The organism is Krasilnikovia sp. MM14-A1004, assembly GCF_047159485.1.
In the GTDB taxonomy this organism is placed as follows: domain Bacteria; phylum Actinomycetota; class Actinomycetes; order Mycobacteriales; family Micromonosporaceae; genus Actinoplanes.
In genome coordinates, this window is record NZ_AP038773.1 from 4,786,539 (window position 1) to 4,805,094 (window position 18,556).

Annotated in this window: 16 protein-coding genes; 6 read left to right on the plus strand and 10 right to left on the minus strand. The window is 70.9% G+C overall.

Features of this window, described 5'->3' with window-relative positions; genetic code table 11:
* The first annotated feature begins 484 nt into the window (after positions 1-484).
* Positions 485-2,689 carry a PAS domain S-box protein gene (locus ACMCNN_RS20395; protein ID WP_412742117.1) on the plus strand — a complete coding sequence of 735 codons (2,205 nt, stop codon included), beginning with the start codon at positions 485-487 and terminating at the stop codon, positions 2,687-2,689.
* A gap of 31 nt (positions 2,690-2,720) precedes the next feature.
* On the opposite strand, the gene ACMCNN_RS20400 is transcribed toward ACMCNN_RS20395, so the two are convergent.
* The 8 genes from ACMCNN_RS20400 to ACMCNN_RS20435 form a co-directional block, all read right to left on the minus strand.
* Complete coding sequence (locus ACMCNN_RS20400; RefSeq protein ID WP_412742118.1) at positions 2,721-3,170, minus strand: metal-sulfur cluster assembly factor; 450 nt, start codon at positions 3,168-3,170, stop codon at positions 2,721-2,723.
* Positions 3,171-3,264: 94 nt separating this feature from the next.
* Positions 3,265-3,726, minus strand: a complete 462-nt coding sequence (sufU, locus tag ACMCNN_RS20405) for a Fe-S cluster assembly sulfur transfer protein SufU (protein WP_412747221.1) — start codon at positions 3,724-3,726, stop codon at positions 3,265-3,267.
* Positions 3,723-4,979, minus strand: coding sequence for a cysteine desulfurase (locus ACMCNN_RS20410; protein ID WP_412742119.1), 1,257 nt, complete (start codon positions 4,977-4,979; stop codon positions 3,723-3,725). Before ACMCNN_RS20410 ends, sufU begins: the two co-directional genes overlap by 4 nt.
* Positions 4,980-4,998: 19 nt before the next feature.
* The gene (sufC, locus tag ACMCNN_RS20415; RefSeq protein ID WP_412742120.1) at positions 4,999-5,757 is read right to left on the minus strand and encodes a Fe-S cluster assembly ATPase SufC; all 759 of its coding nucleotides are present in this window, start codon (positions 5,755-5,757) and stop codon (positions 4,999-5,001) included.
* Positions 5,754-6,086 carry a non-heme iron oxygenase ferredoxin subunit gene (locus ACMCNN_RS20420; protein ID WP_412742121.1) on the minus strand — a complete coding sequence of 111 codons (333 nt, stop codon included), beginning with the start codon at positions 6,084-6,086 and terminating at the stop codon, positions 5,754-5,756. The genes sufC and ACMCNN_RS20420 overlap by 4 nt, the downstream gene beginning before the upstream one ends.
* Positions 6,083-7,216: a Fe-S cluster assembly protein SufD gene (gene sufD, locus ACMCNN_RS20425; RefSeq protein WP_412742122.1), complete on the minus strand. Its 1,134-nt coding sequence runs from the start codon at positions 7,214-7,216 to the stop codon at positions 6,083-6,085. Before sufD ends, ACMCNN_RS20420 begins: the two co-directional genes overlap by 4 nt.
* Positions 7,217-7,265: 49 nt before the next feature.
* Positions 7,266-8,687, minus strand: a complete 1,422-nt coding sequence (gene sufB, locus ACMCNN_RS20430; RefSeq protein WP_412742123.1) for a Fe-S cluster assembly protein SufB — start codon at positions 8,685-8,687, stop codon at positions 7,266-7,268.
* Positions 8,688-9,407, minus strand: coding sequence for a helix-turn-helix transcriptional regulator (locus tag ACMCNN_RS20435; protein ID WP_412742124.1), 720 nt, complete (start codon positions 9,405-9,407; stop codon positions 8,688-8,690).
* 116 nt (positions 9,408-9,523) lie between these two features.
* On the opposite strand from ACMCNN_RS20435, the gene ACMCNN_RS20440 reads away from it, so the two are divergent.
* Entirely contained in the window at positions 9,524-10,471 is a 948-nt protein-coding gene (locus ACMCNN_RS20440) for a COX15/CtaA family protein (protein ID WP_412742125.1), read from the plus strand.
* Positions 10,472-10,687: 216 nt separating this feature from the next.
* On the opposite strand, the gene ACMCNN_RS20445 is transcribed toward ACMCNN_RS20440, so the two are convergent.
* Together ACMCNN_RS20445 and ACMCNN_RS20450 are read right to left on the minus strand one after the other, a co-directional pair.
* Positions 10,688-10,981 (minus strand): hypothetical protein, encoded by a 294-nt coding sequence (locus ACMCNN_RS20445; RefSeq protein ID WP_412742126.1) that lies wholly within the window; start codon positions 10,979-10,981, stop codon positions 10,688-10,690.
* A gap of 262 nt (positions 10,982-11,243) precedes the next feature.
* The gene (locus ACMCNN_RS20450; protein WP_412742127.1) at positions 11,244-12,203 is read right to left on the minus strand and encodes a heme o synthase; all 960 of its coding nucleotides are present in this window, start codon (positions 12,201-12,203) and stop codon (positions 11,244-11,246) included.
* A 344-nt stretch (positions 12,204-12,547) separates the two neighbouring features.
* Here ACMCNN_RS20450 and tkt point away from each other — a divergent pair, with 344 nt between their 5' ends.
* The 4 genes from tkt to ACMCNN_RS20470 all read left to right on the plus strand — a co-directional run bounded on the left by tkt (position 12,548) and on the right by ACMCNN_RS20470 (position 18,427).
* On the plus strand, positions 12,548-14,602 hold the full coding sequence (tkt, locus tag ACMCNN_RS20455) for a transketolase (RefSeq protein WP_412747222.1): 2,055 nt from the start codon (positions 12,548-12,550) through the stop codon (positions 14,600-14,602).
* 52 nt (positions 14,603-14,654) lie between these two features.
* Complete coding sequence (tal, locus tag ACMCNN_RS20460; RefSeq protein WP_412742128.1) at positions 14,655-15,803, plus strand: transaldolase; 1,149 nt, start codon at positions 14,655-14,657, stop codon at positions 15,801-15,803.
* Between the two features lie 93 nt (positions 15,804-15,896).
* On the plus strand, positions 15,897-17,414 hold the full coding sequence (gene zwf, locus ACMCNN_RS20465) for a glucose-6-phosphate dehydrogenase (RefSeq protein ID WP_412747223.1): 1,518 nt from the start codon (positions 15,897-15,899) through the stop codon (positions 17,412-17,414).
* Entirely contained in the window at positions 17,411-18,427 is a 1,017-nt protein-coding gene (locus ACMCNN_RS20470; protein WP_412742129.1) for a glucose-6-phosphate dehydrogenase assembly protein OpcA, read from the plus strand. Before zwf ends, ACMCNN_RS20470 begins: the two co-directional genes overlap by 4 nt.
* Positions 18,428-18,556: the final 129 nt, after the last annotated feature.

Here is an 18,556-nt window from a genome sequence, read left to right on the forward strand (position 1 = left end):
AACCTTCCACGCCCAATGAGACACAGGAAAGGTAGGCATTCCCGACATGTGTGCGGCACGGACGACAGTGCGGCCCCGGCCTGCGCTCGGTGCCGCCCGAGAACCGGCAAGCCTCGAACCCGGTGACCGAAGGGGGGAGGACCGCTCAGGCCCCCTTCAAGATCACTCAAGCCCCCGTCAAGATCACGCAACAGGACTGCGATGCGGAACCACCGGTCACAGCAGCACCATCCCGCCTCGTGCGAGTCGGAAAGGTCTCGCAGAAACCGCTAAAGCCGGGGCCGCGTGCGCTGCGGGGCCGGTGGGCAGGATGTGCCGCGGCAACCGTGATTAGCCCCGCGACACCGAGGTGATGTCGCTACGGTGAAGACACGAGGATCGGCTGCGGACGCCGCAGTGATGTCCCGTGAGACGTCGCCGCGACCCGTACCTGGTCCTCGACCGTTTCCTCAGGGAAGTCCGAGACATGCAATCGTCGCGTCGGATGCCGATCGGCGCACGGCTCGGCGCGGTCTTCGGGTTCGTCGCACTGCTGTTGATCATCATGATCGGCGTCGCCGTCGACAACATCCTGGCGCAGCGTACGGCGGATCAGGCGGTCGCCGAGTCCGCTGCGCTGCAACGGGACGCGCTCACCGCCAAGTTCCGCACCGCCGACTTCAACGGCTGGCAGACCGGATACGCGTTCGACACCGTCCGCGGTGTGCCCAACGCCGCCGCCGACGAGGTGGGGCAGCGCCGGGCGTTCCTGGCCTCGACGGCGGCGTTCCGGCAGGACCTGGCCCGGATCGGCGCCCACCCCCTCGACACCACCGAACGGCGGCTGCTGACCACCGCCGAGAACGCCTTCAACCGCTTCATGGAGGTCGACGCGCGGATCGTGTCCGCGTACCGGTCCGGCGACCCCACCGCGATCGCCGCGGCCAACGACCTGGTCGCGGGTGAGGCGATGTACTGGTTCGACGGGGCGGCCGACGCGGTCGACCGGCTGGCCTCCCGGGCGAAGGCCAGCGCGGACGCCGACGCCGCGATGGCCCGCCACACCAGCGCCCGGGCACTGACCATCCTGATCGCCGTCGGTGTCGTGTGCGTCCTGCTGGCCGTGGTGCTGGCCCTGCTGGCCACCCGCGCCGTCGCCGAGACGGCCCGGAACAAGGCGATGCTGGCCGCCATCGTCGAACAGTCCGCGGACGCGACCCTCGCCCTCACGCTCGACGGCACCATCTCGGCCTGGAACAGCGGCGCGGAACGCATCTACGGCTACACCCGGCGCGAGGCCGTCGGCCGCTCCATCGCGATGGTGATGAGACCCGACCGCAAGGCAGCGCTCGCCCTCGCGCTCGCAGGGCTTTCCGAGGGCCGGCAGCTGCACCTCGACGAGGCGGTACGGCGGCGCAAGGACGGCAGCGAGGTCATCGTGTCGACGGTCCTCTGGCCGCTGCGCGACGGGCGCGGCGTCGTCATCGGCGGTGCGGCCACCGAACGCGACATCACCGCCCGCAAACAGCGCGAAGCCGAGCAGAAGCTCTCCGACGAACGCGCGGCGCGTACCGCCCGGCTGGAGAGCCTCGGCCAGCTCGCCGGGGGTGTCGCCCACGACTTCAACAACCTGCTGGCCATCATCCTCAACTGCGCCGAGTTCATCGCCGACGAACCCCGCGACCAGGTCACCGCGGACCTGGCCCGGATCCACGACGCCGCCCAACGGGCGAAGACCCTGACCGGCCAGCTGCTGCTGTTCGCCAAGCAGGAACCGACCCTGGTGGAGACCGTCGACCTCAACGAGGTCGTCATCGACGCCACCGAACTGCTGAGCCGGACCGTCGGGGCCAACATCAGGCTGCGCTGCCACACCTGCGCCGGCACCGTACCGGTGAACGCCAACCGGGGCCTGCTCGACCAGATCCTGCTGAACCTCGTCATCAACGCCCGCGACGCGATGCCCGACGGCGGCGTCGTCGACATCACCACCGACTTCGCCGGGCTACCCGACGTCCCGGCCCAGTCGTTGCCGGCCGGACGCTACGCCCGGCTGACGGTCAGCGACACCGGCATCGGCATGACCCCGGAGGTCAAGGACCGGCTGTTCGAACCGTTCTTCACCACCAAGCCGGGTCACCAGGGCACCGGACTCGGCCTCGCCACGGTCTATGGCATCGTCGGTGACGCGGGCGGCATGATCACTGTGGACTCGACACCCGGCGCGGGGACCACGTTCCGGATTCTGCTGCCGATCGCCGCCCCGGCCTCCGACACCACCGCCGACACACCGCACACGCCGGCACCGGGGCACGGCGAACGGGTCCTGGTCATCGAGGACGAGGACACCGTACGCGACGTCGTGGTCCGGATCCTGACCCACCACGGCTACCGCACCACCGCGGTCCGCGACGCCGATTCGGCGTTACGCGTGGACCTGGACGACGTGGCCCTGCTCATCACCGACATGATCCTGCCGGACCTGTCCGGTCCCGCGGTCGTCGCCGAGCTGCACGCCCGGCGCCCCGACCTGCCCGTGCTGTTCATGACGGGGCACAGCGATCCATCGGCCCGACCGGTACACGGTGTGGGCGCAGCCGCGCGGATCGTCTACAAGCCCTTCACCGCCGCCGAGTTGCTCATCGAGGTCGGCGACACGCTCGGGGCCACGGCCGGTCACGCACGATCGCCCAGCGCTGCGGGCGGGTAGTCGTCAGCGTCGAGATCGCACCGGAGCAGGGTCAGACGTTGAAGCCGAGCGCCCGCAACTGTTCCCGGCCGTCGTCGGTAATCTTGTCGGGCCCCCACGGCGGCAGCCACACCCAGTTGATCCGGAAGTCGCTGACGATGCCCCCACCGGGACCCCCGGTCAGGGCCTGCCGGGTCTGGTCCTCGATCACGTCGGTCAGCGGGCACGCCGCCGACGTCAGGGTCATGTCGAGCGTGACGACGTTCTCGTCGTCGATGTGGGTGCCGTACAGCAGCCCGAGGTCCACCACGTTGATGCCCAGCTCGGGGTCGACGACGTCGCGCATCGCCTCCTCGACGTCCGCGGCGGACGCCTTGGCCGGGCCGTCCGGCTTGACGACGCCGGACTTGGAATCCGCGATGGCGTTCGCCGACGTCGCGTCGTCCGGGCCGGCGGTGTCCGCGGCGTCCGCGGCGATCTCTTCGACGGTCCTGTCGCTCATGCCGTGCCTGCCTTTCGCATGCGCTCGGTGCGCTGGGTCATGCTGTGCCGTCCGGGCATGCCCTCGCGGCCCTCGCTGCGCTCGGTGCACTCGGTCATGCCGTCACCTCTGGGCTGGGGGCGCCCACTCCGGCGCGGGCCGCCGCGTCCTTGAAGGCCATCCACGGCAGGAGCGCGCACTTCACCCGGGCCGGATACCGGGCCACCCCGGCGAACGCCACCCCGTCGCCGAGCAGTTCCTCGTCGGGTTCGACCTGGCCCCGGCCCTGCATCAGTTCCAGGAACGCCTCGTGCACCCGGAACGCCTGCGCGGTGTCGCTGCCCTGCAGCAGCTCGTGCAGCACCGACGCGGACGCCTGGCTGATCGAGCAGCCCACGCCGTCGTACGAGACGTCGGCCAGCCTGTCGCCCTCGACCGCCACCCGCATCGTGATCTCGTCCCCGCAGGTGGGGTTGACGTGGTGCGCCTCCCCGCCGAACGGGTCGCGCAGTCCCCGCCCGTGCGGGTGCTTGTAGTGGTCCAGGATGATGTCCTGGTACAGCTGGTCCATCATCAGGCGAACACCTTCCGCACCCGGTCGAGCCCCTGCGCCAGCGCGTCGATCTCCTGGGTGGTGGTGTACAGGTAGAACGACGCGCGGGTCATCGACGAGACCCCGAACCGGGCGCACACGGGGCGGGCGCAGTGGTGCCCCACCCGCACCTCGACGCCGAGGTCGTCGAGGATCTGGCCGACGTCGTGCGGGTGCACCCCGGCCACGTCGAACGACACGGTGCCGCCGCGCCCGTCCGGGCCGCCGGGGCCGAACACCCGTACTCCGGGGACGTCGGCGAGCGCCTTCAGGGCGTACCCGGTGATCTCCTGCTCGTGCCGGTGGACGGCCTCCATGCCGAGCCCGGTCAGGTAGTCGACGGCGGCGCCGAGGCCGACGGCCTCGACGATCGGCGGGGTGCCCGCCTCGAACCGGGCCGGCGGCGCCGCGAACGTCGTGTGCTCCATCGTCACGGTCTCGATCATCGAGCCGCCGCCGAGTACGGGCGGCATGGCCGCCAGCAGCTCGCCGCGGCCCCACAGCGCGCCGATGCCGGTGGGCCCGAGCATCTTGTGGCCGGTGAACGCGATGAAGTCCGCGCCGAGGGCGGCCACGTCGATCGGCAGGTGCGGTACGGACTGCGAGCAGTCCAGCAGCACCAGCGCGCCGACCTCGTGCGCCCGGGCGACGATCCGCGCGGGGTCGTTGATCGTGCCGAGGATGTTCGACATGTGCACGATCGAGACGATCTTCGTACGCTCGTTGACCAGCTCGCCGAGGCGCGACTCGTCGAGCCGCCCGTCGTCGGTGATGCCGAACCAGCGCAGCGTGGCGCCGGTGCGCTGGCACAGCAGCTGCCACGGCACGATGTTCGAGTGGTGCTCCATCTCGGAGATCACCACCTCGTCGCCGGGGCCGAGTGCGAACCGCGGGTCGGCGCCGGGCTGCGTGGCCGCGTTCGAGAACGCGTACGCGACCAGGTTGATCGCCTCGGTGGAGTTCTTCACGAACACCACCTCGTCCGGCGAGGTGGCGCCGATGAACGTGGCCACCTTCGCCCGGGCGTCCTCGTACGCCGACGTCGCCTCGGTGCCCAGCGTGTGCACCGAACGGGAGACGTTGCCGTTGTGCCGCTCGTGGTGCGCGCGCATCGCGTCGAGCACCGCGCGGGGCTTCTGCGAGGTGTTGGCGCTGTCGAGGTACACCAGCGGGTGCCCGTTGACCTCCCGACCGAGGATCGGGAAGTCGGCACGCACTCGGGCGACGTCGATCGTCATGGTGGGTCCTTCGGGGGTCTCAGGCGCGGGTGAGGTAACGCTCGTATCCCTCGGCTTCGAGCTGCTCGGCCAGTTCCGGACCGCCCTCCTGGACGATCTTGCCGGCGACGAAGACGTGCACGAAGTCGGGCTTCACGTAGCGCAGGATGCGGGTGTAGTGGGTGATCAGCAGGACGCCGGTCTCGCCGGTGTCCTTGACCCGGTTGACGCCCTCGCTGACGATCCGCAGCGCGTCGATGTCCAGGCCCGAGTCGGTCTCGTCCAGGATGGCCATCTTCGGCTTGAGCAGCTCCAGCTGCACGATCTCGTGGCGCTTCTTCTCGCCGCCGGAGAAGCCCTCGTTCACGTTGCGCTGCGCGAACGACGGGTCCATCTGCAGCCGCTCCATCGCCGAGCGCAGCTCGCCGCCCCAGGTGCGCAGCTTCGGCGCCTCGCCGTCGATCGCGGTCTTCGCGGTACGCAGGAAGTTCGCCACCGACACGCCCGGCACCTCGACCGGGTACTGCATGGCCAGGAACAGCCCGGCGCGGGCGCGCTCGTCGACGCTCATGGCCAGCACGTCGGTGCCGTCCAGGGTCACGGTGCCGCCGGTGATCTCGTACTTCGGGTGCCCGGCGATGGAGTACGCCAGCGTGGACTTGCCGGAGCCGTTCGGACCCATGATGGCGTGGGTCTCGCCCGACTTCACGGTCAGGTCGACGCCCGCCAGGATCGGCTTGAGCTCGCCCTCGGGCAGCTTGACCGACACCTGCAGGTCGCGGATCTCGAGGGTGCTCACGGCATTACTCCATTACTCGGTGTCGAAGAAACGTAGATCTCGCCGTCGCGGATCTCGACGGGGAAGGTCGCCACCGGCTCGGTGGCGGGCAGTCCGGTGGGCGCGCCGGTACGCAGGTCGAAGCGCGAGCCGTGCAGCCAGCATTCGAGGGTGCAGCCGTCGACCTCGCCCTCGGAGAGGGCGACCGTGGCGTGGCTGCACTCGTCGCGCACCGCGTAGAACGAGTCGTCGTCGGTGTGCACGACGGCGATCTCCACGCCGTCGACCTCGACGCTGATCGCGGTGCCCTTTGCGACGTCGTCGGCGGACCCGACCAGCTGAAAGGTCATGAGTCGACCTCGGCGAGCCGGGCCTCGATGGTGTCGCCGAGCCGCTCGCGCAGTTCCTCGATGGGCACCTTGTTGATCAGCTCGGCGAAGAAGCCGCGGACGACCAGCTTCCGGGCCTCGCCCTCCGGGATGCCGCGGGCCATCAGGTAGAACAGCTGCTCGTCGTCGAAGCGGCCGGTCGCGCTGGCGTGCCCCGCCCCGGCAACCTCGCCGGTCTCGATCTCCAGGTTGGGCACGGAGTCGGCCCGGGCGCCGTCGGTGAGCAGCAGGTTCCGGTTGATCTCGTACGTGTCGGTGCCGGTCGCGGCCGCCCGGATGAGCACGTCGCCGACCCAGACGGTGTGCGCCGAGGCGCCCTGCAGCGCGCCACGGTAGCCGACGTAGCTGCGGCAGTCCGGCATCCCGTGGTCGACCAGCTGACGGTGCTCGAAGTGCTGCCCGGCGTCGGCGAAGTACAGGCCCCACAGCTCGGCCTCGCCGCCGCGGCCCGCGTACTCGACGCTGGTGAACTGGCGGACCAGCGACCCGCCCAGCGCCACCTGCACGTGGTTGACCCGGGCGTCGCGGCCGACCCGGAACCGGATGTGCTGCGCCTGCACCGCGTCGGCGGCCCATTCGGCGAGCGTCACCAGGTGCAGCTGGGCGCCGTCACCCACGATCACCTCGACGTTGTCGGCCAGCACGGCGCTGCCGACCTGCTCCAGCACGAGCGTGACCTGGGCGAAACCGCCGACCTTGATCACCGTACGGGCCGCCGCGGCGTCCGTGCCCTGCCCGACGACCTTGATCAGTACGGGGGCCTCCCCGACCGTCTCCGGCGCCACCTCGATGAGGTTGACGTCGCCCGCCGAGCCGAACGCGAGCGCGCTGACCCTGTCGAACGGGGTCAGCACCGGCTCGATGTCGGCGGCGGACACGGACTTGACGGCCACCCCGGCCGGCAGGTCGCCGTACTCCAGCACCGGGGCGGCCCCGGTCAGCGTGCTCGCCGTGACCAGCGACCCGAGCCGCTTGAGCGGGGTGAAGCGCCACTCCTCCTCCAGGCCCGTCAGGGCCGGGAAGTCGGCGACGTCGAAGGAACGCAGCACCTGCGACTTGGTGCTCGGGGGTGCCAGGGCCTCGGTAGTCATCTCGTCCTTGCTCAGTTGGTCCGACGCTTCAAGTCAACGGGCGGGGCGGTCAGCCCACAGCCCCCTCCATCTGGAGCTCGATCAGGCGGTTCAGCTCCAGTGCGTACTCCATGGGGAGCTCCTTGGCGATCGGCTCGATGAAGCCGCGCACGATCATCGCCATCGCCTCGTCCTCGGTCAGGCCCCGGCTCATCAGGTAGAAGAGCTGGTCCTCGCTGACCTTGGAGACGGTCGCCTCGTGGCCCATGGCCACGTCGTCCTCGCGGATGTCGACGTACGGGTACGTGTCGCTGCGGCTGATCGTGTCGACCAGCAGCGCGTCGCACTTGACAGTGCTCTTGGAGTGCGCCGAGCCCTCCAGCACCTGCACGAGGCCCCGGTAGCTGGTCCGGCCGCCGCCGCGGGCGATCGACTTGCTGACGATCGTCGACGACGTGTACGGCGCGGCGTGCACCATCTTGGCGCCCGCGTCCTGGTGCTGGCCCTCGCCGGCCATGGCGACGGAGAGCACCTCGCCCTTGGCGTGCGGGCCGGTCATGTAGACCGCGGGGTACTTCATGGTCACCTTGGAGCCGATGTTGCCGTCGATCCACTCCATGGTCGCGCCCTCTTCGCAGGTGGCGCGCTTGGTGACCAGGTTGTAGACGTTGTTCGACCAGTTCTGGATGGTCGTGTACCGGCAGCGGGCGTTCTTCTTGACGATGATCTCCACGACCGCGGAGTGCAGCGAGTCGGAGGAGTAGATCGGCGCGGTGCAGCCCTCGACGTAGTGCACGTACGCGCCCTCGTCCACGATGATCAGGGTCCGCTCGAACTGGCCCATGTTCTCCGTGTTGATCCGGAAGTAGGCCTGCAGCGGGATCTCGACGTGGACGCCCTTGGGCACGTAGATGAACGAGCCGCCGGACCAGACCGAGGTGTTCAGCGACGCGAACTTGTTGTCGCCGACCGGGATCACCGTGCCGAAGTACTCCTTGAAGATGTCCTCGTGCTCGCGCAGGCCGGTATCGGTGTCGAGGAAGATGACGCCCTGCTCCTCGAGGTCCTCACGGATCTTGTGGTAGACGACCTCGGACTCGTACTGCGCGGCGACGCCCGCGACCAGGCGCGCCTTCTCCGCCTCGGGGATGCCGAGCCGGTCGTACGTGTTCTTGATGTCCTCGGGCAGGTCCTCCCACGACTGGGCCTGCTTCTCCGTGGAGCGCACGAAGTACTTGATGTTCTGGAAGTCGATGCCGGTGAGGTCGGCGCCCCAGTTCGGCATGGGCTTGCGGTCGAACAGGCGCAGGCCCTTGAGCCGGCGCTCGAGCATCCACTCCGGCTCGTTCTTCTTCGCGGAGATGTCGCGCACCACGGCCTCGGACAGGCCGCGCTGGGCGGTGGCGCCCGCAACGTCGGCGTCGGCCCAGCCGTACTCGTACTTGCCCAGGGCAGCGAGGTGCTCTTCCTGAGTAGCGATCTGGTCGGTCATCTATCCGGTCCTCACCGTGATTGCGGTTTTCTCCCGCGCCGGTCCCGGGATGTGCGTGGTGCACACCCCGTCGCCGTGCGCGATGGTGGCGAGACGCTGCACGTGGGTGCCGATGAGCCGCGAGATGACCGCGGTCTCGGCGTCGCACAGCTGGGGAAACTCGGCGGCCACGTGCGCCACCGGGCAGTGGTGCTGGCACAGCTGCCCGCCGGACGCGATCGTCGTCGCGTTGGCAGCGTAGCCCTCGGCGGTCAGCGCCTCGGCGAGCGCCTCGGCCCGTGCGATCGGGTCGTCGCCGGCCGAGCGCAGCGCCGCCCGGCAGCGTTCCTCCAGCGCCGCGACCTGGGCGGCGGCGAACGCGCTGACCGCGTCCGGGCCGCCGTGCTCGGCGATCCAGCGCAGCGCGGCCGTGGCGATGCCGTCGTAGAAGTGCGGGAAGCCCTCGCGCGCCTCGGCGGTCAAGACGAAGGTCTTGGCGGGGCGGCCCCGGCCGCGCGGGCCGCGCGGCGGGCGCTCGCGCACCTCGACGAGGCGTTCGGCCAGCATGGCGTCGAGGTGTTTGCGGATCGCCGCGGGGCTCAGGCCCAACTCCGCGCCGAGCTCGGCCGCGGTGGCCGCGCCACGCTCCAGCAACAGCTGGGCGACCCGGTCACGGGTACGTCCGTCCGGGGCGCTGGCATTCGCCACCGCACCACCTCGGGACAGCACCGCGTTTTTCACTACGGCAACGTTACGTATTTCGCCGAGCGGCCGCAAACCCGGGTCCCGGTGATCCACGACACCGCCGCCGACCAGTGCGCGCAAACAAGATCAAATCTACGCGTACGATCCGGGAGGTGAGCTTCCGCGCCCCCCTGCGCCCCCTCGCCCTGGCGAGCCTGGTGGCCAACATCGCGCTGGTCGTCACCGGCGCGGCGGTCCGCCTGACCGGTTCCGGGCTGGGCTGCCCCACGTGGCCCCGGTGCACCGACGCCTCGTACACGACGACCGCTGCCATGGGTGTGCACGGCGCGATCGAATTCGGCAACCGGCTGCTGAGCATCGCCCTGGGCCTGATCGCCCTGGCCTGCTTCCTGGCCGCGCTGTGGCAGCGGCCCCGGCGCCGTTCCCTGGTCCTGCTCTCGCTGGCGGTCGGCCTGGGCATCCCCGCCCAGGGCGTGATCGGCGGCATCACCGTGCTCACCGACCTCAACCCGTGGGTCGTCGGGCTGCACTTCCTGCTCTCGATGACGCTGATCGCGTTCGCGTACGCGCTGTGGCGGCGCACCGCCGAGGGCGACGGCCCGGCCCGGCCGCTGGTGGCCGCGCCGCTGCGGACGCTGGCCCGGCTGACCGCGGTGGTCAGCGCCGCGGTGATCGTGCTCGGTGTGGTGGTGACCGGCAGCGGCCCGCACGCGGGCGACGAGCACGCCCGGCGCAACGGCCTCGACCCGGAGATGATCTCGCAGGCCCACGCGGACCTGGTGTTCCTGCTGATCGGGCTGTCCGTGGCGCTGTGGTTCGCGCTGCGGGCCGCGGGCGCCCCGCGGGCCGCCGTCCGGGCCGCCGCGGTGCTCGTGGTGATCGAGCTGGCGCAGGGGCTGATCGGCTTCGTGCAGTACTTCACGCATCTGCCGGTGCTGCTGGTGGGGGCGCACATGCTCGGCGCCTGCCTGGTCTGGGTGGGCACCCTGGGCGTGCTGTGGAGCCTGCGCGAGCGCCCCCCGGCGCCCGCCGCCCCGGCACCGTCGGGCGCGCCGGCCGCTCCGGCGCAATCCCCCAGCCCGGTGTCCGCGGCGCACTGACCCCAGCGGCGGCGCCTCCCCGGCACCGGCGACGCACGGCCCGGCCGGGTCGCCCGTCGAGCCACCAGCCCCGCGGCGGAGGATCACGACGCCTGACGAAGGCGACCCGGGATCACTCCCGGGTCGCGGTCGGACGGATTCGGATCACTTGCGGGGATGCACCGACCGGACTGCCGGGGTCCTGCCAACCCCCCCGGTCCGGGCGGATTCTGCGAATCAGCGGGCCATGCTCCGGCGCGACATCGAGCGCCACAGGTCGCCGCTGGGGCGCATCTGCTCCATCAGCTCGCGCTCCCACTCGTTCTGTACTTCGACTCCCGCGACCTCGCAGGCCTTGCGCGCCACGTCCGTGCCGTCGGCGAACTGGTCGGTCCATGCGCCGTCCTCGCCGACGAGGACGATGCGGGCGCCGCGCTTGCCGACGTACTCGATGACCGCCTTGGCGCCGCCGTGTCCCACGGCGAACGACTTGATGCCGGCGGTCAGTGTCGTATCGGAACCTTCAGCCATGAGGGGCAGCCTAAGCAGACTCCGGGCGGTGGCACTCGCCTGTCGGCGCTTTTTGTGACGCCAATTACCTGCACCTATGGATGTTCGCCGCATTGGTATGTACCAATTTTGCCCGAATTGCACACCAGCGACGGTTCCTCCGAACGAGCGCGAGAGCAGTCACCCGACCGCGCGTCACCCCGTTGCCTGTGCCCGCGCCGTCCGTTCTCGCGCAGCGGGCAGACCCCGCGCCGCGCGACCCCGCCGCGCCGCTACCGGCGGGTCAGCGCAGGGCGTCGATCGCGACCGCGATGAACAGGATCGTCAGGTACGTCACGGACCAGTGGAACAGCCGCATCGGCTTGAGCGGCTCCCCGCGGCGCCCACGGCGCACGAGCATGAGCGCCTCGGCGAGGAACAGCACACCGGTCACGATCGCGGTGACGCCGTAGACGATGCCCAGGCCCAGCGGCCAGGCGACCAGCGAGGCTCCGACGGTCAGGACGGTCCAGAGCAGGATCTCGCCGTTGACCCGCCGCGCGGAACGAACCACCGGGAGCATCGGGATTCCGGCGCGGGCATAGTCGTCCTTGTACGTGATCGCCAGCGCATAGAAATGCGGCATCTGCCAAAAGAAGACAACCGCAAAAAGCGCCCAGCCACCCGGCGCCAGCGAGCCCGTCACCGCGGCCCAGCCGATCAGCACCGGCGCCGCCCCGCACACCCCGCCCCAGAACGTGTTCTGCGGGGTCCGCCGCTTGAGCCACAGTGTGTAGACGAGGTCGTAGTACGCGATCGCGGCCGCGGTCAGCGCCGTCGCCAGCCAGTTGGTGAACACGGCCATCAGCACCAGCGACACCGCCGCCAGGACCAGGCCGAACACCAGCGCGGAGCGCGGGGTCACCGTGTGGGCCGGCAGCGGGCGCCGTTTGGTACGCCGCATCAGCTGGTCGATGTCGCGATCGATGTAGCAGTTCAAAGCGCTCGCCGCGCCCGCGGCCAGCGAGCCGCCGACGAGTACCACCACGACGAGGCTCAGGCTGGGCCAGCCGTCGGCGGCCAGCATCATCGCCGGGACCGTGGTGACCAGCAGCAGCTCCACGATGCGCGGTTTGGTGAGCGCGACATAGGCCCGCAGCACCGCCCGCACATCAAGGCGCGCCGCCGAACGCTCCGCCGGGAACGATGCCGCCTCGCGCACGCTGGACGGCCGCCCCTGAGGACGCTCGGTGATCATGCTCACGGACAGCCACCTTCCGGCGTTGGCGCGGACTCGCGCGCCCCTTGCCGGCGGGGCCGACGGCACGCTCGGACAGACTACGCGCAGCCCATACGGCCGCCCGGAGGACCCGTCCCGGGTGCACGGCGTCACACGCCGCCACCGGCGGACCGGGCCCGCCCGCCTGTCCACTCTCAGCCTATGGGCCTGCCGGGTTCATGGGGCGGCCGTTCATGGGTAATGGATAGGGTCGAGCACGTAGCGTCCCCCCGATACGCCCCGAGGAGCAGAACGACGTGGCTGGTACAGATGCTTTGAACTGGTCCGACCTCGACCGGCGGGCGGTTGACACCGTCCGCGTCCTGGCGATGGACGCCGTCGAGAAGGCCGGCAACGGTCACCCCGGCACCGCCATGAGCCTCGCCCCCGCGGCCTACCTGTTGTTCAACCGGGTGATGCGGCACGACCCGACCGATCCGGCCTGGCCCGGCCGCGACCGCTTCGTGCTCTCGTGCGGGCATTCGAGCCTCACCCTCTACATCCAGCTCTACCTCGCCGGCTACGGTCTGTCACTGGACGACCTGGCCTCGCTGCGGCAGTGGGGCTCGCTCACGCCGGGTCACCCCGAGCACGGGCACACGCCGGGCGTCGAGACCACCACGGGCCCGCTCGGGCAGGGCATCGGTAACGCGGTCGGCATGGCGATGGCGGCCCGCCGCGAGCGCGGCCTGTTCGACCCGACCGCCGAGCCGGGCCGGTCCCCGTTCGACCACCACATCTGGGCGATCGCCTCGGACGGTGACATCGAGGAGGGCATCAGCCACGAGGCCAGCGCCCTGGCCGGCACCCAGCAGCTGGGCAACCTCACCCTGATCTGGGACGACAACGAGATCTCGATCGAGGACGACACCCGCATCGCCAAGAGCGAGGACGTCGCCGCCCGCTACGCCGCCTACGGCTGGCACGTGCAGACCGTGGACTGGCGCGGCGGTGACCCGGCCGACGGCGAGTACCACGAGGACGTCGCGGCGCTGTACGCGGCGCTGCAGGCCAGCAAGGCCGAGACCGACCGGCCGTCGTTCATCGCGCTGCGCACGATCATCGGCTGGCCCGCGCCGAACAAGCAGAACACTGGCAAGATCCACGGTTCGGCGCTGGGCGCCGACGAGGTGGCCGCCACCAAGGAGATCCTCGGCTTCGACCCGCAGGGCAGCTTCGCGGTCGACGAGCAGGTCATCGCGCACGCCCGCGAGGTCGTCGCGCGGGGCCGCGAGGCGCACGCGCAGTGGCGGGGCGAGTTCGACGCCTGGGCCGGCGCGAACCCGGAGGCCCGCGCGCTGTTCGACCGGCTGGCCGCCCGCACCCTGCCCGAGGGCTGGGTCGACGCGCTGCCGGAGTTCCCCGCCGACGCCAAGGGCGTGGCCACCCGCGCCGCCTCCGGCAAGGTGCTCGACGCCCTCGCCCCGGCGCTGCCGGAGCTGTGGGGCGGCTCGGCCGACCTGGCCGAGAGCAACAACACCACGATGAAGGGCGAGCCGTCGTTCATCCCGGCCGAGCACGCCACCAAGGCGTTCCCCGGCCACGAGTACGGCCGTACGCTGCACTTCGGCATCCGCGAGCACGCCATGGGTGCCATCCTCAACGGCATCGCGCTGCACGGCGGCACCCGCCCGTACGGCGGCACGTTCCTCGTGTTCAGCGACTACATGCGCCCCGCGGTCCGGCTGGCCGCGCTGATGCAGCTGCCCGTGACGTACGTGTGGACGCACGACTCGATCGGCCTCGGCGAGGACGGCCCCACCCACCAGCCGGTCGAGCACCTGACCGCGCTGCGCGCCATCCCCGGCCTCGACGTGGTCCGCCCCGCCGACGCCAACGAGACCGCCTGGGCGTGGCGCGGCGCGCTGGAGCACACCGACCGGCCGACCGCCCTCGCGCTGAGCCGCCAGGCGCTGCCGACCATCGACCGCGACCGGTACGCCTCCGCGGAGGGCGTCCTCAGGGGCGGCTACATCGTCTCCGAGGCCACCGGCGGGCAGCCGCAGGTGATCCTCATCGGCACCGGCTCCGAGCTGCAGTACTGCCTCACCGCGCAGGAGCGCCTCGAAGCCGACGGCACCCCGACCCGGGTCGTGTCGATGCCCTGCCAGGAGTGGTTCTTCGCACAGGACACCGCCTACCAGCAGCTGGTGCTGCCGCACGGGGTCAGGGCACGGGTATCCGTGGAGGCCGGCATCGCCATGAGCTGGCAGCGGATCATCGGCGACTGCGGCGAGGCGGTCAGCATCGAGCACTACGGCGCCAGCGCCCCGGCCGGGGTGCTGTTCGAGCAGTTCGGGTTCACCGCGGACAACGTGGTGGCCAAGGCCCACGCCGCCCTCGCGAGGGTCGGCGCGATCACCGGTACGACGACCGGCAACTGATCTGCCCAGACGGCTTCGCCGTACTACAGCGGGAGAAACGAGGAGTATCGCGATGACCGACAGGCTTGCCGAGCTCTCCGCCACAGGTGTGGCGGTCTGGCTCGACGATCTATCCCGGGTACGGCTGACCACCGGCTCGTTGGACAAAATGCGCCGTGAACAGCACGTGGTCGGCGTGACCACCAACCCGACCATCTTCGCCAAGGCCCTCGCCGACGCCGACGCGTACGACGAGCAGCTGCGCGACCTGGCCACCCAGGGCGTCACGGTGGAGGAGGCGGTACGCCTGCTCACCGGCTACGACGTGCGCTGGGCCTGCGACGTGATGCGGCCCGCGTACGACGCGTCGGGCGGGGTCGACGGCCGGGTGTCCATCGAGGTGGACCCGCGGCTGGCGTACGAGACCGCGAAGACCGCCGCCGAGGCGCGGACGCTGTGGTGGCTGGTGGACCGGCCGAACCTGTTCATCAAGATCCCGGCGACCGAGGCGGGCCTGCCCGCGATCACCGCCACCCTGGCCAAGGGGATCAGCGTGAACGTCACGCTGATCTTCTCGCTGGAGCGGTACCGGGCCGTCATGGACGCGTTCCTGTCCGGCCTGGAGCAGGCGAAGGCGAACGGCCACGACCTCACGAAGATCGGCTCGGTCGCGTCGTTCTTCGTGTCCCGCGTGGACACCGAGATCGACAAGCGACTCGACAAGATCGGCACGGACGAGGCGAAGGCGATGCGGGGCAGGGCCGCGATCGCCAACGCGCAGCTGGCGTACGAGGCGTACACCGAGGTGTTCGCCACCGACCGCTGGCAGAAGCTGGCCGACGCGGGCGCACACCCGCAGCGTCCGCTGTGGGCGTCCACCTCGACGAAGAACCCGGACTTCCCGGACACGATCTACGTCGAGGAACTCATCGCGCCCGGCACGGTCAACACCATGCCCGAGTCGGTGATCTTCGCGTACGAGGATCACGGCACGACCCGCGGCGACACCGTCACCGGTGCGTACGAATCCGCCCGCAAGGTCCTCGCCGACCTGGCCGCGCTCGGCGTCGACTACGACGACGTGGTGAAGGTCCTGGAGGAGGAGGGCGTCGAGAAGTTCGAGGCGAGCTGGGTCGAGCTGCTCGACGGCGTCGGCAAGTCGCTGCGCGCGGCCGCCCAGGGCTCCGAACACCCCAGCGACGCCGCGAAGGGCGACGCCTGAGGTAGCCGTCCGCCCGGCCGGTCTTCCCGGCCGGGCGGCCGAACCCCGGCCCGCCACCGTACGGGGGCACGACAAGCTGGCAGGATGGGACACGTGGGTAATCCGCTGCGCGCACCACAGGACCGTCGCCTGCCCCGGATCCCGGAGCCCTGCGCTCTGGTGATCTTCGGGGTGACCGGCGACCTGTCCCGCAAGAAGCTCATTCCGGCGGTCTACGACCTCGCGAACCGCGGCCTGCTGCCGCCCGGTTTCGTGGTCCTGGGCTTCGCCCGCCGCGACTGGGGCGATGGGGACTTCGAGTCCCTGGCCTACCAGGCGGCCAAGAACGGCGCCCGCACCCCGTGGCGCGAGGACGTATGGCAGCGGCTGGCCAGCCAGTTCCAATTCGTGCCCGGTTCCTTCGACGACGACACCGCGTTCGACCAGCTGGCCACCACGTTGGACGAGTTGCGCGAGCGCAACGGCATCGCGGGCAACGCCGCTTTCTACTTCTCCATTCCGCCGGCCGCGTTCCCGATGGTGCTCAACCAGCTGAACCGCACCGGCATGGCGGACAACGCCAAGTCCGGCGGCTGGCGCCGGGTCGTGGTGGAGAAGCCGTTCGGCAACGACCTGAAGACCGCGATGTCGCTGAACCAGCTCGTCGACGAGGTGTTCACCCCGCAGGACGTCTTCCGCATCGACCACTACCTCGGCAAGGAGACGGTCCAGAACATCCTGGCGCTGCGCTTCGCGAACAGCCTGTTCGAGCCGGTGTGGAATTCCAAGTACGTCGACAGTGTCCAGATCACCATGGCCGAGGACGTCGGCATCGGCACCCGCGCCGCGTTCTACGACTCCGCCGGCGCGGCCCGCGACGTGCTGCAGAACCACCTGCTGCAGCTGCTGGCCCTCGTGGGCATGGAGGAGCCGACCAGCTTCGACCCCAACGAGATCCGCGCCGAGAAGCTCAAGGTGCTCAAGGCGATCAGCCTGCCCGCGGACATCGCGCAGGGCTCGGTACGCGGCCAGTACCTGCCCGGCTGGGTGGCCGGTGAACGCGCCGTGGGCTACCTGGAGGAGAAGGGCGTCCCCGCCGACTCCACCACCGAGACCTATGTGGCGGTACGGCTGGGCATCCAGAACCGCCGCTGGGCCGGGGTGCCGTTCTTCGTCCGCGTCGGTAAGCGGATGCCGCGCCGGGTGACAGAGATCGCCATCCTGTTCAAGAAGGCGCCGCACCTGCCGTTCAACCCGGCCGACGTGGAGATGCTCGGCAACAACCAGCTCGTCATCCGGGTCCAGCCCGACGAGGGTGTGGTGCTGAAGTTCGGCTCCAAGGTGCCGGGCACCACGATGGAGGTCCGCGACATCGCGATGGACTTCCAGTACGGCGAGGCGTTCACCGAGTCCAGCCCCGAGGCGTACGAGCGGCTCGTGCTCGACGTGCTGGTCGGCGACCGGACCCTGTTCCCGGACGCCGCCGAGGTGGAGCAGAGCTGGCGGGTCATCGATCCGCTGGAGGCGGCGTGGGCCGGGACCACCCCGGAGCCGTACCGTTCCGGCGAGTGGGGCCCCCGGGCGTCCGACGAGATGCTGGCCCGCGAGGACCGCGCCTGGAGGCGAGCATGATCGGGTTGTGGGACACCACCGGCAACGAGGTGGTCAAGGCGCTCGCGGCCGAACGCCGTTCCGCGGGCGGGGTGGCCAGCGGGCTCGCGCTGACCCTGGTGGCCGTGGTCGAGGAGAAGATGGTCCGCGAGGCCGAGGCCGCCGCCACGATCGCCGCGGCGGCCCACCCGTGCCGCCTGCTGATCGTGGTCCGCTCGGACCTGGAGGGCCGCAGCCGCCTGGACGCGGAGATCGTCGTGGGTGGCCGGCTCGGTCCCGCCGAGGCGGTGGTCATGCGCATGTACGGCCGGCTCGCCCTGCACGCCGAGTCGGTGGTCATGCCGCTGCTGGCCCCGGACGTGCCCGTGGTGACGTGGTGGCACGGCGAGCCGCCGGAGATGATCGCGAACGACTTCCTCGGCGTGGTGGCCGATCGCCGGATCACCGACTCCAAGCAGGCCCCCGACCCGGTGGCCGCGCTGGTGCAGCGGGCGCACGACTACGCTCCCGGCGACACCGACCTCACCTGGACCCGGATCACCCTGTGGCGCACGCTGGTCGCGGGCGCGTTCGACACCACCGAGGAGGAGGTCGTCGGCGCGAAGATCGTGGCGCCGCGTACCGACCCGACGGCCGCGCTGATGTCCGGCTGGCTCAAGTCCCGGCTGCACATCGAACCGGAGTGGGAGCACACCGACCGGGCGCCGCGGATGCACTCGGTGCAGTTGCAGTGCGCCAACGGCGACTGCGTGACAGTGACGCGCGAGGAGGGCACGGCGCTGTTCAGCCGTACCGGCCAGGAGGACCGGTACATGCCGCTGCCGAAGCGTCCCGTCGGTGACGAGCTGGCGGAGGAGCTGCGGCGCCTCGACGCCGACCAGATCTACGCCGAGGCGCTGGGCGCGATGGCCGGCGTCCCCGACCTGGATCAGCGCCACGCGATGCGGGTGCACGTGTGGCGGGACCCGGCGCTCGCCGAGCGGGCCGGAGCCGCGGAGGGCGCCATGGCCGGGCCTGGCGGCTCATCTGCCTGACCGCGGGCGCGCGGCACGTCAAGCTTGATCCGGCCGCGCAGTCGCGGCCGGATCGGTGCGAGCCTCAGCGGACCGGCGGCGCCCGGGCCGGAGCGGGCCGAGGGGTCCGTGGCGAACCACCGGGGCCGT